The sequence below is a fragment of the Labedaea rhizosphaerae genome (genome assembly GCF_004362825.1).
Classification (GTDB): Bacteria; Actinomycetota; Actinomycetes; order Mycobacteriales; family Pseudonocardiaceae; genus Labedaea; species Labedaea rhizosphaerae.
On the sequence record NZ_SNXZ01000005.1, the window covers coordinates 484,534 to 498,976 of the forward strand.

10 protein-coding genes are annotated in these 14,443 nt (G+C 70.2%); 1 reads left to right on the top strand and 9 read right to left on the bottom strand.

All coding sequences use genetic code 11. From position 1 onward, the window contains the following. Positions 1-87: 87 nt before the first annotated feature. From EV186_RS28830 to EV186_RS28850, 5 genes are all read right to left on the bottom strand, one after another. Positions 88-1,776 carry a beta-ketoacyl synthase N-terminal-like domain-containing protein gene (locus EV186_RS28830; protein WP_133852580.1) on the bottom strand — a complete coding sequence of 563 codons (1,689 nt, stop codon included), beginning with the start codon at positions 1,774-1,776 and terminating at the stop codon, positions 88-90. After that, positions 1,773-3,536, bottom strand: a complete 1,764-nt coding sequence (locus EV186_RS28835) for a non-ribosomal peptide synthetase (protein WP_133852581.1) — start codon at positions 3,534-3,536, stop codon at positions 1,773-1,775. The genes EV186_RS28830 and EV186_RS28835 overlap by 4 nt, the downstream gene beginning before the upstream one ends. Next, complete coding sequence (locus EV186_RS28840) at positions 3,533-4,924, bottom strand: DUF6002 family protein (RefSeq protein WP_133852582.1); 1,392 nt, start codon at positions 4,922-4,924, stop codon at positions 3,533-3,535. The genes EV186_RS28835 and EV186_RS28840 overlap by 4 nt, the downstream gene beginning before the upstream one ends. 55 nt (positions 4,925-4,979) lie before the next feature. Continuing rightward, the gene (locus tag EV186_RS28845) at positions 4,980-6,044 is read right to left on the bottom strand and encodes a saccharopine dehydrogenase NADP-binding domain-containing protein (protein ID WP_133852583.1); all 1,065 of its coding nucleotides are present in this window, start codon (positions 6,042-6,044) and stop codon (positions 4,980-4,982) included. Positions 6,045-6,189: 145 nt separating this feature from the next. After that, positions 6,190-6,798, bottom strand: a complete 609-nt coding sequence (locus tag EV186_RS28850) for a TetR/AcrR family transcriptional regulator (protein WP_133852584.1) — start codon at positions 6,796-6,798, stop codon at positions 6,190-6,192. 53 nt (positions 6,799-6,851) lie between these two features. On the opposite strand from EV186_RS28850, the gene EV186_RS28855 reads away from it, so the two are divergent. Continuing rightward, a complete protein-coding gene (locus EV186_RS28855; protein ID WP_133852585.1) occupies positions 6,852-8,279 on the top strand; it encodes a carboxylesterase/lipase family protein in 1,428 nt (475 codons plus the stop codon). On the opposite strand, the gene EV186_RS28860 is transcribed toward EV186_RS28855, so the two are convergent. Genes EV186_RS28860 through EV186_RS28875 form a run of 4 tightly spaced genes read right to left on the bottom strand, consistent with a single transcriptional unit; the run spans position 8,276 to position 14,085 of the window. Beyond that, positions 8,276-9,391 (bottom strand): L-talarate/galactarate dehydratase, encoded by a 1,116-nt coding sequence (locus EV186_RS28860; protein ID WP_133852586.1) that lies wholly within the window; start codon positions 9,389-9,391, stop codon positions 8,276-8,278. The two genes, EV186_RS28855 and EV186_RS28860, sit on opposite strands and share 4 nt — an antisense overlap. Further along, a complete protein-coding gene (locus EV186_RS28865; RefSeq protein WP_133852587.1) occupies positions 9,391-10,797 on the bottom strand; it encodes a sugar porter family MFS transporter in 1,407 nt (468 codons plus the stop codon). The genes EV186_RS28860 and EV186_RS28865 overlap by 1 nt, the downstream gene beginning before the upstream one ends. Before the next feature lie 43 nt (positions 10,798-10,840). Beyond that, complete coding sequence (locus EV186_RS28870; protein ID WP_133852588.1) at positions 10,841-13,168, bottom strand: polysaccharide lyase 8 family protein; 2,328 nt, start codon at positions 13,166-13,168, stop codon at positions 10,841-10,843. Next, the gene (locus EV186_RS28875) at positions 13,165-14,085 is read right to left on the bottom strand and encodes a 5-dehydro-4-deoxyglucarate dehydratase (protein WP_133852589.1); all 921 of its coding nucleotides are present in this window, start codon (positions 14,083-14,085) and stop codon (positions 13,165-13,167) included. The genes EV186_RS28870 and EV186_RS28875 overlap by 4 nt, the downstream gene beginning before the upstream one ends. Positions 14,086-14,443: the final 358 nt, after the last annotated feature.

Genomic DNA, 14,443 nt, shown 5'->3' on the forward strand with positions numbered 1-14,443 from the left:
AGTTATCGCTGGTTAATTACCGTCGACCCGCCGACTCTATCCGTTTGTCAGGCACGAATACAAGACAGACGTCGAATTGCGAACGGACTATTCATTTCGGCCATTCGGCCTATCCGCCCCTCCTTCCCGCGGCGGCTCGACCCAGTGGCGTTCGCCCGCGAACGGATAGCCGGGCAGCGGCACCCGCCGCCCCGCCCCCGGTACGAGTTCCGGCTCCGCTCGCTCGATCGCCAGCTCACCGTCAAGCGCCGAACAGGCTTCGGAAAGCGTTGCGGCATCGACGATTGCGTGATAGCCGAACGCCCGCCGGCCCACGCCCAACGTGTACGCCACATCGGCCAGCGCGAGGTCCGGGTGCGCACGCAAGTGGTCCGCGAGCCGTCGCGCGGCCACCGTCACCAGCTCCGGGGTCCGGGCGCTGACGACCAGTTCGCACCGCGTACCGTCGGATTCGACTATAGGTCGTGGCGGCGGTTCTTCCACGACCACGTGTGCATTCGTCCCGTTCATGCTGATGGCCGTGACCCCGGCCCGCCGAATCGCGTGCACCTCCGGCCACGGAGCGGTCTTCTCGGCCACCGAAAAGCCACCCTGCGTGAAATCGATCTCCGGATTCCGCACAGCGAAATTCGGGTTCGCCGGAATCGTTCCGGTATGCACGGCCAGCACCGCCTTGATCAGCCCGGCGATGCCCGAGGCCGCGTCGAGGTTGCCGACGTTGGCCTTCACGCAGCCCAGCACGCAGTGCGTCGGCTCGCCGCCCGCTGCGGCGAACGCCCGGTGCAGCCCGGCCACCTCCATGGCGTCGCCGACCGCGGTCCCACCGCCGCTGATCTCCAGGAACCCCAGCGTTTCCGGCGCGAGTTCGGCCGCGGCCAGCGCCTCGGTGACGGCGGCGGCCTGGCCGTCGACGCCCGGCGTGAGGAACCCGGCGCGCCCGGCGCCCTCGTTGGTGACCGCCCAGCCACGCAGCACCGCGTAGACGTGGTCACCGTCTTCTTGCGCGTCGGCAAGGCGTTTGAGCAGCACCGCGCCGGCCCCGCCGGCCGGGGCGGAGCCGGACGCGTCGGCGTCGAAGCTGCGGCACCGGCCGTCACGCGAGAGCACCCCGGCCTCGGTGGCCAGGTAACCCGACGGCGTGGTCGCGGTGACCGCCACCCCACCGGCGATCGCCAGGTCGCACCGGAAGTCCTGCAATGCTTGGGCGGCAAGGGCAACGGCGACCAGGGAGCTGGAACACGCCGTCTGCACCGCGACGCTCGGCCCGGTGAGCCCCAGCTTGTACGACACCCGAGCAGGCAGGTAGTCCGGCGTGTGCCCCGGGGCCAGCCGGCCGTCCGGTCCGAGCGGTGAATGCCTGCCCGGCAGCAGATGGCGCAGCAAGTACTGGTTGGCCGCGGCCCCGGCGAACACACCGACGGACCCGTCGCACCGGGTGACGTCGTAGCCGCCGTCCTCGAGCACCGTCCACGCGGTCTGCAGGAACAGCCGGTGCTGCGGGTCGATCAGCGCGGCTTCCTCGGGCGGGTAGCCGAAGAACTCGGCGTCGAACCGGTCGAGGTCGTCGAGGTGACCCGCGGATCGCACGTAGTCGGGGTGGCTCAGCAGGCTCTCCGGCACCCCCGCGGCCCGGAGTTCGTCGGCGGTGTAGTCGCGGATCGAGTCCACGCCGTCGAGCAGGTTGCGCCAGAACGCCGCCGCGTCCGGGGCGCCCGGCACCCGCGCGGCGATCCCGATGACGGCGATCTCGTCGCCTTCGTAATCGTCCACGCTCATCGCCGCCTTGCCTTGCGCCGCCGCGCCATCCGGTCGGCCACCGCGTTGAGGCCACCACCGTCGGCCGGTCGCCGGTCGAGGTGGGCGGCCAGCGCGGCGACCGTCGGGTACTGGAACATCTGGTGCAGCGGGATGCTCGCGCCGGTCTTCTCCTCGATCCGCTGCGCCACGGTCGCCATCAGCAACGAGTGACCACCCGCGTCGAAGAAGTTCTCCGCCAGGCCGACGGACTCGACGCCGAGCACCGCGCACCAGATGTCCGCGACGAGCTTTTCCGTGTCGTTGCGCGGGTCCTCCGTGGTGACGGCCCTGGTCGGTGCCGGCAACGCCCGCACGTCGACCTTGCCGGTCGGCGTCAACGGCAACGCGTCCAGCACCACGACCGCGGCCGGGACCATGAAGTGCGGCAACACCTCGCCCGCCCGCTTGCGCACCAACGCGCCGTCGAGGCTCGCGGGGGTGACGTACGCGATCAGCTCGCTCGTGCCGTCGTCCTTCGGCCGCGCGACCGCCGCCACCTGACCGACACCCTGCTGGTCGGCCAGCGCCGCCTCGACCTCGCCCAGCTCCACCCGGTAGCCGCGGATCTTGACCTGCCGGTCGGTGCGCCCGGCGAACACGATCCGCCCGTCCGGCAACCGCTTGCCCACGTCACCGGTGCGGTAGGCGCGCACGCCGTCGATGGTCAGGAACTTCGCGGCGTTCGCCTCGTCGTTGTCCCAGTAGCCGATCGAGACGTGCTCGCTGCGCACGACGATTTCACCAGGGTTGTCCGCCAGGACGATCTCGATGCCGTCGAGCGGGAACCCGATGGGCAGCACCGAGTCCGGCACCTCGTCGGTCATCGTCACGTGGTTCTGGCAGGCGAAGCTCACCTCGGTGGCGCCGTAACCGTTGACGAACACGCAGTCCGGCCCGGCGTGGGCCTGGAAGAGCCGCACGTCGCGGGCGGTCAGCTCCTCACCGCCGAGCAGGATCACCCGCAGGCTGGTCAGCCGCTCCCCCGTGCCGAGCGACGCCATCAGGTAGCGGTAGACGGTGGGCGTGGAGTGGTAGACCGACACGCCGGTCTCGGCGATGCGGCGGGACAGGTGCGCGAGGCCGTGGGTACGGATGTCCACCAGCACGGCGGTCGCTCCGGTCAGCAGCGCGCTGAACAGGTCGGTGACCGCCATGTCGAAGCTGAACGACGACAGCACGCTCACCTTGTCCGCGCACGTGATGGCGTGCTCGGTGACGTGGTGGCGGACCTGGAACTGGACGTTGCGGTGGTTCTGCAGCACGCCCTTGGGCCGCCCGGTGGAACCGGAGGTGTAGAGCACGTACGCGAGGCTGTCCGCAGTGGACGGTCCCGGATCGTCGCTGTCGCGTGGCGCCACCCTGGTCACGTCGAGCGCGGGCACCCCGGTGAGCTCGGTGGCCAGCGCCGCCGTGTCCGGCTCGACCAAGACGCTGGTCAGCTGGGCGTGCGAAGCCATGTACCGCAGGCGATCCGGCGGGTAGCCCGGGTCGAGCGGCACGTAGGCGTTGCCCGACAACAGCACGCCCATGATCGCGGCGGGGATGCGCACGCCGTGGCCCAGCATCACCCCGACGTGCCCGCCGGTGCCCTCGATCGCGCTCGCGATCCCGGCGGCGAGCCGCCGCAGTTCCCGGTAGGTCAGCTCGCCGTCGTCGGCCACCACCGCGCGCCGGTCCGGATCGGCCCGCGCCGCCGCGAGGAACCGGGCCGGGATGGACTGGTCGAGACCCGGTCTCACGTCAGCGCCGCCACGATGTCGTCGACCGTGCGCACGGTGGTCATCGCCGCGCGCTCGAGCGGCTGGTAGTCGGCCGTGGTGTAGCTGCCGGAGCCGTGCACGACCACCTCGCCGCCACCGGGGATCAGGCCGCGGTCCAGGGCGTTGAGCACCCCGGTGGTGGCCATGACCAGCGACCACTCCCGCATCGTGCGGAAGTCGCTGGGCAGCGGCCTGCTCGTGTTCTCGTACCAGGGGCGCAGCAACGGGTAGCGCTGCAGGCACTCGGCGAGCGAGACCACGACTCCGGCCCCACCGAACCGCTCGATCAGCGGGTTCATCTCCGCCGAGGTGACCGGCGCGCGGGTGTAGAAGGTCGGGTCGAGCACCTCGCCCGGGTCGAACGTGACCGCCGGGAAGTGCGGGGATTGCTGCTGCGTGTAGAGCCCGGTCGTGTCGTCGCGGGCGTACGCGGGCAGGGTCGAGCGGTCGTGGCTGCCGTGGTGCAGGCTGAGCACCATGTCGGGGGTGCCGAGGTGTTGCACGAGCAGGTAGCCGGCGCGGTCATCGACCTTCGCGAGCTTCTGCTCCTCCAGCACCTCGCGGCCCAGCGAGTAGCCGAGCAGGCCGAACGCGCTGGACACGGCGTGGGCCTGCACGCGGGCCGGGTGCGCGGGTGAGACATCCTGCTCCAGGAAGGCGCGCGTGGCGTCGGCGATCACGTAGTTGCGCAGTTCCAAGGAGAACCACATGCGACTGCCGTGCCGGCCGGCGAACCAGGCGGCGTGCTCCTGCGCGAACTGCTTGCCGAGCACCTTGACGTCCTCGGGTTGCGGGCCGTCGTAGACCAGCACGGGGTTGAGCGCGCGCAACTCCTCGTCGGCCGACAGCGGGCCGGACCGCAGTTTGTCCACACAGGACTTGGGGGCGAGGGTGACGATGCGCAGCTGCTCGCGGGTGACCAGGCCGGCGTCGAGGGCGCGCCAGACGGCGTCGCGCAGCGCCGTGCCCTTGTTCGCCGACGTGGGCGAGAAGATCAGGACGGGGTGACCGGTGCGCCGGATGTACTCCACGGCGCGGGCCACGATCAGCAGCGAGGGCAGGGTCTTGGTGGTGTTGGTGCCGGGGTTGCGCATCAGGTCGAGCAGCATGAGCTTGGTGTCGCCGTACTCGCCGAGCTCGTGCAGGTCGGCCCCGGCGACGTCGAAGTAGTCGCGCACGCCGTCGTCGAGTTCGGGCAACGCGAAGCCGGGGTTGAACGCCTCCACCCGTTCGTCCGGGGCCACGTCCGGGACGTAGCGGTCGATCACCGCGGGCAGCCGGTCGTAGTAGTCCAGGATCAGGTTGCGTGTGGCGGTGCTGATCGGGCTGCTGATCGCGGTGCTGATCGTGGCGGTGGCGTTCGGCATCGGTGGTGCCTCCACGTGGTCGGGCGCTGGGTTGAGGGGTGCGGACCGCCCCGGGTCACGGTGGCGGGCCGGCGCGCAGTGCTTCTCGTACGTCGAGCAGGCGCGCGCAGGCTTGCCGCAGCGCCGCGGCCGGGAACCCTTCGGCCAGCTCAGGGGCGTGTTCCTTGATGGCGGCGGGCAGGCGGATCCGGTCGCCGTCGAGCTCGACGCCGTCCAGCACGCTCATCCGCTGGTTCCACGCCACGGCGGTCATCGCGTCGAGCCCGTCGGGCAGGCGGAGCTCGATGCGCCGGTCCCGCACCCGCACCGGGTAACCGCCGGGCAGGCCGAGCGGGCCGGGCACGTGGGTGTCTAGGGTCGCGCCTGTGACCAAGGCGTCGAGCAGCCCGGCGGCGGCGTGCCCGCCGATCCCGTTCAGTTCGGCGCGGTCGATGGCCCGCATCCCGGCGAGCAGGGTGGCGACCTGATCCTGTTCGGTGCCGTCGAGCCAGATACGCGCTTCGTTGGCGGCATCTTCGGGTGCGTGCAGGTGAAGGTGATGGGCCAAAAGGTGTAACCGCTTTTGGTGCGACTGGCCCAATATCGCGGCCGATATGGTGGAGATGTTGCCAATGCCGCACAGGATGGGATAACCGGCCGCGGCAAGCACGGGATTGACCGCATCGGGAAAGCACCCATTGACGACAAGGCAATCCGGTGCCACTTTGCGTATTGTTTCGACCACATCGAGCAACGGCACCGCCTGCAGCGGCAGGGCAATGCCGAAACCGGCGGTCCGCAGCAATTCCGTCCAGGCTGACGGCGCGCCGATCCGCTCCCAGGGCGACTGGTACGACGCGCACTGGACGAGCACGTCCGGCGCCGATTCCTCAAGCGCAGCAGTCATTGCCGCCCCGTCGGCGAGGTCGACCACCCGGTGGTCGAACTCGACCGGGCATGCGCTGACCGCCGCTCGCGCGGCAGCCACATAAGCCACCTCGGCGGCTTTGTCCGCGTTCCTGGCAAGAATGATCACTCGTGCCGGGACCGTGAATTCGGTGGCGATCGAATAAAGCACCGATCGCGCGAAGGCGCCGCTGCCGACAACGACCACACGAGGAATGGTGGTGCTGTTCACCATTCGGACAGGTCGCCATCATGCGCGGTTCCCACGAGGCGACCCTAGCTCTCGAAGGCCCCAATGGGAAGGCGTATTTGGTTGGAAGGTAACCGACGTCCGATTAGCCCGAATGGTGAGGTACTCACCGAACCTCATCCAGTGGTCGTCACGACGTGAAGACGGCGGCCACGAAGCGTGCGACGACGTCGGCGGCCTCGGCCGGACGCGTGTCGCCCCGCGCGAGCTGGAGCAGCAGGCCCTCGACGAGGGCGAGCAACGCGCGCGCGTCGCGGCGCGCACCCGCGGTGGCACGACGAGGTGCGTGCAGCCGGATGGCCGCGGCGATCGCCTGGGCGAGCCGGTCGGAGCCGGCGGACAGGCGCGCGGACATCGCCGGGTGCTGCGCGGCCTTGCCGACCACGGCCAGCCAGGCCATCACCTGCACCTGCCACACCGACGTCGCGGCACCGTCCGTGGCCCCGGGGATCATGCTCTGCAGGACCCGGCGCACGGTCGACTGGGCGTGGCGCGGGTCGGCGAGCGCGGTCAGCTGCCCGACGAGCCGGTCGTCGAGGGCGTCGAGCACCCCGGCGACGGCGTGGTCGAGGACGTCGTCCATCCCGTCGAAGTAGTGCTGGACGGAACCGAGCGACAGCCCCGCCTCCGCGGCGACCCGGCGCAGGCTCACCGCGGCCCAGCCGTCCTTGTACGCCACGCGCCACAGCGCCGCCGCCACCTCGTCGCGTCGCTGCCCGGGATCGACGATCTTCGGCATCGGCCCTCCCGCTTTTTGGTACAGTGACTTATATCAGAGATTTGGGGGTCACGATGGATGTGGTTGTCCGTACAGAAGGCGGAGCAGTGCGTGGCGAGGCGCGCGCGGGGTGCTCGACCTTCTTCGCCATCCCTTATGCCGCACCGCTGACGGGCGTCCGCCGGTTCCAGGCGCCGGTCCCGGCGTCCCGCTGGGACGGGGCACGCGACGCACGGGTGTTCGGTTCCTCGGTGCCGCAACCGTTCCTCTGGCACCCCGGCGACGACCCCGAGTGCCTCACGGTCAACGTGTGGACCCCCGACGTCACGCGCTCCGGGCTGCCGGTGCTGGTGTGGATCCACGGCGGCGCGTGCCTGGGCGGCACCGCCGCCACCAACGACTTCGACGGCACGGCCTACGCCGCCGCGGGCATCGTCCTGGTGACGGTGAACTACCGGGTGGGCTACGAGGGTTTCGGCTGGGTCGAGGACGCGCCGGGCAACCGCGGCGTGCTCGACCAGCTCGCCGCCCTGCGCTGGGTGCACGACAACATCGCCGCCTTCGGCGGGGACCCGGACGCGGTGACCTTGATCGGGCAGTCCGCGGGCGCGTCGTCGATCGTGGGACTGCTCGCAAGCGGTGGCGGGCAAGGGCTTTTCCGGCGGGGCATCGCACAGAGCCCGGGCAAGATCTTCGTCCCGGCCGACGAGGCCCGCGCCGTGTCGGCGATGATCACCTCACGGCTCGGTGTCCGCCCGAGCGCCGAGGCCCTGGCCGCGGTGCCGCCCGAGCAGATCCACGCGGTCCAGATGGCGCCGGTGGCGGTCATGGCGGCCGAACCGGACCGGTGGACGCACCCGAACGCGCCGTACTCGCTGGTCATCGACGACGACTTGTTCGACGCCCCACCGTGGAGCCGCACGCACCAGCGGGCCACCGACCGGGAACTCATCTGCGGGTTCACCACCGACGAAGCGCGGATGTTCACCGTGGACGCGGACTTCTCGACCGCCGATCCCACCGACACCGCACGCGGCTGCGGCCTGGCTCCGAGCGCGGTCCGGGACTACCGGGCCGCGAACCCCGGCATCACCGACGAGGACCTGCACGCGCTCATCCTGTCGGATGCCCTGTTCCGCATCCCCGCCTTGTGGTGCGCCGAGGCCGGCGCCGACGCGGGACGCGACACCTACCTCTACGAGTTCGCGTGGCGCAGCCCGGCCCGCGGCGGTGCGCTGCGGGCCTGCCACGGCCTCGACGTGCCCTTCACCTTCGACACCCCGCACAGCCCGCTGGCCGCGGGCCTGATCGGCCCGCAGGTCCCGCCGGAGTTCGCCGCACTCTCTACCGCCCTGCGCGATGCCTTCGCCGCGTTCGCCGCGACCGGCGATCCCGGCTGGCCACGGTTCGACAGCACCGAGCGGATCCAGCGCACCTGGGCCACCCCACCCGCGCTGGACAAGGACTCGCTGTCGGCGTCGCGGCGGATCTGGTCGCGTTAAGCGGTCACCTCGTGCGTGGCCACGGTCCACGCGCGCGCCTGGTCGCTGACCGTCACGCCCAGCCCGGGCCGCGCCGACAGGTGCATCCGGCCGTCGGCGATCTCGAGGTGCTCGTTGAACAGCGGGTCGAACCACTCGAAGTGCTCGACCCACGGCTCCAAGGGGTAGGCCGCCGCCAGGTGCACGTGGATCTCCCGCGCGAAGTGCGGCGCCAGCTGCAGGTGCGCTCGCTCGGCCGCCGCCATCACCTTCAGGAACTGGGTGATGCCACCGACCCGGGGCGCGTCGGGCTGCACGATGTCGACCCCGGCGTCGATCAAGGCCATGTGCTCCGCCGCGCTGGCCAGCATCTCGCCGGTCGCGATCGGGGTGTCGAAGGCCCGCGACAACGCGGCGTGGCCGTCGAAGTCGTAGGCGTCGAGCGGTTCCTCGATCCACACCAGGTTCATCGGCTCGAACGCGCGGCACATCCGGCGCGCGGTCGGCCGGTCCCACTGCTGGTTGGCGTCGACCATCAGGGGCACGTCGTCGCCGAGCTTCTCCCGGACCGCCGTCACCCGGGTGAGGTCGACCGACGTCGAAGGCTGGCCGACCTTGAGCTTGATCCCGCCGATCCCGGCGGCCAGCGACTCCGCCGCCCGCTCCAGGATCGACGACACCGGCGCGTGCAGGAAACCGCCGGAGGTGTTGTAGCAGCGCACCGAATCCCGGTGCGCGCCGAGCAACTTGGCCAGCGGCAGCCCGGCCCGCTTGGCCTTCATGTCCCACAAGGCGATGTCGAACGCCGCGATCGCTTGCACCGCAAGGCCGGAGCGACCGACCGAGGCACCGGCCCATGCGAGCTTGTCCCACAACCGCCCGATGTCGCTGGGATCCTCGCCGAGCAGGGCGGGCGCGATCTCGCACGCGTGCGCGTACTGACCGGGCCCGCCCGCCCGCTTCGAATAGCTGAACCCGAAGCCGCTCGCGCCGCCCGCGTCGGTGACCTCCGCGAACAGCACGGCGACCTCGGTCATCGGCCGCTGCCGGCCGGTCAGCACCTTGGCGTCGCTGACCGGCACGGACAACGGGAGGGTGACCGACGAGATCGTCACCCGCTCGATTCGATCCATCAGACTTCGGCCTTCGCCCCGATGCCTTTGGACCCGACACCCGTGCGGTTGCGCAGGTCCAGCTCGATCTGCTCGAGGCTGCGGCCCTTGGTCTCCGGCACCAGCCACTTGGTCAGGCCGAACAGCACCACGTTGACCCCGGCGAAGACGAGCATCGAGCCGCCGAGGCCGAGCGCGTTCTTGTCCGACATGAGCGGGAAGATCGCGGTGATGAGACCGGTGGACGCCCAGAGCACGACGCTCGCGACGCCCATGCCCGCGGCGCGCTCCCGCAGCGGGAACACCTCGGCCATCATGACCCACACGACCGCGCCCCAGCCCAGCTCGTAGCCGACCAGGTAGAGGATCATCATGACGAGCATCAGCACGCCCTTGGTGGTGGTGTCGTCCACGTTGAGCACCACGAGCGCGGCACCGACCAGCGTGACCACCATGATCGCGTTGCCGATCAGCAGCAGCGGCTTGCGGCCCCACCGGTCCACCACGAAGACCACCCACGCGGTGAACAGGAACTTCGTCACGCCCAGCAGCACACCGGACAGCAGCGCCGCCTGGGTGGCGAAGCCGAGGCCGATCAGCATGGTCGGGAAGTACGCGTTGACCGCGTTGACGCCGCTGAACTGCTGACCGACGGCCAGCAGGATAGCCACGATCAGCATCGGGCGCACCCACGGCGCCCACAGGTCGCGCACGCGGCCCTTCTGCTCGGTGTCGAGGCGGATGACCTCGCGGATCTGGGTGATCTCGCCCTCGACGTCGCCCGCGCGGTGGGTGCTCTGCAGCACCGCGCGTGCTTCCTCCTCGCGGCCGTTCTTCAGCAGCCACCGCGGCGTCTCGGGCAGCAGCATCAGGCCGAAGAAGAGGACCACCGCGGGCACGATCGCGCCGGCGAACATCAGCCGCCAGTTCGACGACGAGCCCAGGCCGTAGCTGACCAGGAACGCGATCAGGATGCCCAGCACGATGAAGATCTGGTTCAGCGCACCCATCGCGCCGCGCCACTTCGCCGGCGCCAGCTCGGCCATGTACGTCGGCACGGTGGACGACGAGAAGCCGATGCCGATGCCGATGACCAGCCGGAAGATCACCAGCATGGTGAACGACTGGGCCGCCACGGCGCCGATCGTGCCGATCACGACGACCACCGAGGCCACCATGATCGTGCTGCGCCGGCCGAGCCATTCATTGACCCGCGGGGAGAAGATCGCGCCGAGCACCGCGCCGACCGAGATGCTCGCGGTGATGACCCCCTTGTCCCAGCTGGTGAGCGTCCACAGCTTGGTGATGAACGGCAGGACCCCGGAGATGACCCCGAGGTCGTAGCCGAACAGGATGCCGCCTAGGGCACCGAAGAAGTACAGCGTTGTTCTGTTGATGCTCCGCTTGGGCGGCGCCGCCTGCGTCATTGCCGTGTCGCCTCTTCCTGGGACTCGTTGGGATGGGTGGGGGTCACCGGCCGAGCAAAACCGTCTGGGTGGCACCGCAGGTGCCGGCCAGCGGGACGGACACGGTGTGCCCGCGCACGCTCACCCGGACGGAGTCCTGGAGCTGGGTGGGATCGGCGATGTCGAGCCGTCTTCCGCCGTGCTCGTACGACAGGGCGATCGACGCCGGCCCGGACACCGAGACGCCGTCGACGGAGCCCGCCGCGAAGAAGTTGGCGAGCAGCGTGCCGTCCGGCAGCCGGAACGCTTGCACCGCCGGGGTGTTGGCCCGGATCAGGCCTAATTGGACTATTGCCGTGTCCACAACAGACGCTGCCGGGAGCACGGCGTAGGCGTAGCTCTCGTTCGTCGGCCGCACGCCGTGGTCGATGAGCAGCTTCTGGTAACGGCGCGTGTAGGGCACGGTGGTGCCCTTGGTGTTCGCGCCGGTGTCGACGTCGCGCCACGCACCCGTGCGGTCCTCGCGGACGGCCACGACGTCGGCGTGGTCGAGCACGCGGTAGCCGCCGACCCCGTCGAGGTGCAGCCATCGCTTGCGCCGCAACGTACCCGTGGCCGCGACCGGGAAGCCGTCGGCCCGCAGGGTCGGGTTGCCGTCCTCGCCGAGGTTGCGGTTCTCGATGGTCGTGCGCACGCGTTCGCCGGACGCGTCGGTGATCCCGGCGCCCAGGCAGACGATGCCGTGCGGGGTGAAGAACCACGACTTCTTGGCCGACAGCGTGCCGTCCGCCGACACGAAGTCCAGGGCGTACGCGCCGTGCCGGTCGTCGTGGCGGACGCCGCCGCTGTGCGGGGTCGCGCCCATCGGCGTGGCCGCGAGCGGACCCGGGTCACCGGTCTTCGTCGTGGTTCCCGGCAACAGCAACGGATCCACGGTCGGCCAGTACGCGTTGGAGTAGTGCCCGCGTGCGTTGGCGAGGAAGGTGTAGAGCACGCCGTCGCCGGTGTACCAGCCGTGCAGGTTCATCCCGTTGATCGACTCGTAGCGGGAGATCCTGGTCGAGCCCAGCCCCAGCGAGCTCGACCAGTCCTGCGTCGTGTGCACCATCCGGTCCTGCTGGCCGAACACCCGGTGCGTGGCCACGGTCGGCGTGCGCCGCGGCTTGGCGGCCAGGAGTTCTTGTGCCAACTCGATTCCGGGCGTGGCGACGAGATCCGGGCCGGGCGCGAACCGCTCCGGGTCGGGGATCTCGAAGTAGGACGCGTAGGTGCCTTCGCCGATCCACTTGGCCACCAGGCCGCTCAACTCGGCCTTGCGGTCGCCGGTCGCGGTGCGGGCCAGCACGGTGGTGGCGACGGTGAGCTGGTGCCCGATGTCGTGCCCGGTTTCGCCTTGGCGCGACAGCATGCGACCGCGCACCGGTTCCATGAGCGCGCCGCCGACGACGAACGGGGCGAACGTGTCCGGCACCAGCGCGTGGACCTGGTCCTTGCGCTCGGCCGGGAACGCGAAGCTGGTGCCCTCGGTAACGTGGATGGCGCCGGCCAGCGCGGTGAGCAGGACAATTCCGTAGTGGCCGGGGTACGGGATGGTGCCGTGCTGGAGGAACGAGCCGTCGGTGTGGAACCCGTCGCCCGCGGCCTTGTCGAGCTTGGCCAGGACGCTGTCCTTGCCGCCGCCCTCGACGTCGGTGATCGCGTCGATGCCCTTCTGGATCCACGCCGCGTCACCGGTGAGCGCGCCGGCCACGATGGAGATCAGCGCCTTGTCGGCCCGGTTCGCGCCGGTCTCGACGGTGCCCGGGTTGTTGGCCCGGCGGTTCGGGTCGCCGACGAACCGCTTGATGGGGCGTACGAAGCGCTGCAGGTCGGCGGGATCGAGCTGGTCGGCGACGGTGACGAGCGTGTGCAGCAGGTAGTACGGGATGCCGATCTCATAGGTGTACCAATTGCCGAGCTCGGCGGTGTTCTCGTTGTACTGGTTGGCGTACAACAGTTCCAGGGCTTGCTTGACCCTTTGCAGGACGGCTGGGTCGCCGCCGAGCTGCGCACCAGTCGTGCCCCAGTCGACCGCGATCGCCCGCAGCCGCCCGTACATCGAGGTGGTGTAGTCGCTGCCCGGGCCGAACGGCAGGTCCGTCCACAGTGGCCCATCGAGGGACATGGTGTCGTTGTAGGACTTGGCGACCCGGCCGAGGTTGCGCAACGCCGCGGTCCGCTCGGGCGACGGCCGGTCGATGCCGACCTGCAGCTGCCGGTAGCCGGCGACGATCTTGGCGAAGTCGTCGGGTCCGGGTGCCGCCGCGGCCGCCACTGCTGCTGTCTGCACCGAGATCCCGGTCAGCACCGCGGCCGCGGCACCGCCACGTAACACCGTCCTGCGGTTGATCATGACGGTAGATCCTCCAATGCGGCGTGGCCGTCGTCGACGATGCGGGCGAGCCGGTCGAGCTGGTCCGGGGTCGGCTCGGCCAGCGGTGGCCGGACCGGGCCGACCTTGTCGCCACGCAGCCGCGCGGCCGCCTTGACCAGCGAGACGGCGAACCCCGGCGACTCATCGCGCAGGGCGACCAGCGGCAGGTAGAACCCGGACAGCAGGGCCTGCGCCGTGTCGTGGTCGTTTTCGGTGATGGCACGGTGGAACCGGTGCGCGATGGCCGGGGCGAAGCAGTGCACGGCCGAGGAGTACCGGCGCACGCCGATCGCCGCGTACGCCTGCGCGGACACCTCGGCGGTCGGCAACCCGTTGAAGAACAGGAAGTCCGGGTTCTCGGCCCGGATCGTGGTGACGATGCGGGTCATCAGGTCGACGTCGCCGAACCCGTCCTTGAGCCCGACGACGTTCGGGATGCCGACCAGCCCTTTGGCCGCGTTCGCCGTGAACACCCCTGGCGCCCGGTGGTAGACGATCACCGGGATGCCGCTGTCGCCGACGGCGTAGCGAACGTGCTCGACCAGACCGGCCGGCGGGCCCGTGACCAGGTAGGGCGGCATGAGCAGGACGCCGTCGGCGCCGCCTTGCTCGGCTGCCTTCACCCCTGCTTGTGCTTGAGCGGCACCGCCACCGGCGCCCACCCAGATCGGCACCCTTTGGTTGGCCACGTCGCGCGCGGTCTTCAGCACGTCGGCCAGCTCGTCGGGGCTCAAGGAACTGAACTCGCCGGTCCCGCAGGCCACGAACAACGCGCCCGCACCGGCCGCGATGTGCACTTCGACGTGCTTGGCGAAGGCGTCGAGGTCGAGCGTGAGGTCGTCGGCGAAGGCTGTCAGCGGAAACGCCAGGAGACCGTCGAGCTCGATCCGCGCCATGGGAGTGTTCCGCCCTCTCGTCCCATTTCGTTCACATACATGAACACATCCTCAATGTTCGGATCGGTTCATGTACGGGAAGGTTGTTCGGAGACGCTAATGCGGGCTGGGTCACAAGTCAACGGTTGGTCTGGACCGCCCCTTCCCGCGCGTGTCCCCTCCTCCCACCCGGTGTGTCCCCTCCTCCCGCACGGTGTGTCCCCTCCTCCGGCACGACCGGAACGGAGGACACACCCGTCCGGACAAGGGGACGCGCGGGGTCAGAAGAGACATCCCATGCGCTGTGAAGTCAAGCGGCGGCGGAGTCGGTGTGGTGTGACCATGCGGTTGTTTCGTTGTAGTGGGTGCGGGTTTTGAG

Excerpts from the sequence above, each read along its gene's own strand:
- EV186_RS28830 (WP_133852580.1), bottom strand. The coding sequence starts at position 1,776 with ATGAGCGTGGACGATTACGAAGGCGACGAGATCGCCGTCATCGGGATC.
- EV186_RS28840 (WP_133852582.1), bottom strand. The coding sequence starts at position 4,924 with ATGCCGAACGCCACCGCCACGATCAGCACCGCGATCAGCAGCCCGATC.
- EV186_RS28845 (WP_133852583.1), bottom strand. The coding sequence starts at position 6,044 with ATGGTGAACAGCACCACCATTCCTCGTGTGGTCGTTGTCGGCAGCGGC.
- EV186_RS28850 (WP_133852584.1), bottom strand. The coding sequence starts at position 6,798 with ATGCCGAAGATCGTCGATCCCGGGCAGCGACGCGACGAGGTGGCGGCG.
- EV186_RS28855 (WP_133852585.1), top strand. The coding sequence starts at position 6,852 with ATGGATGTGGTTGTCCGTACAGAAGGCGGAGCAGTGCGTGGCGAGGCG.
- EV186_RS28860 (WP_133852586.1), bottom strand. The coding sequence starts at position 9,391 with ATGGATCGAATCGAGCGGGTGACGATCTCGTCGGTCACCCTCCCGTTG.
- EV186_RS28865 (WP_133852587.1), bottom strand. The coding sequence starts at position 10,797 with ATGACGCAGGCGGCGCCGCCCAAGCGGAGCATCAACAGAACAACGCTG.
- EV186_RS28870 (WP_133852588.1), bottom strand. The coding sequence starts at position 13,168 with ATGATCAACCGCAGGACGGTGTTACGTGGCGGTGCCGCGGCCGCGGTG.
- EV186_RS28875 (WP_133852589.1), bottom strand. The coding sequence starts at position 14,085 with ATGGCGCGGATCGAGCTCGACGGTCTCCTGGCGTTTCCGCTGACAGCC.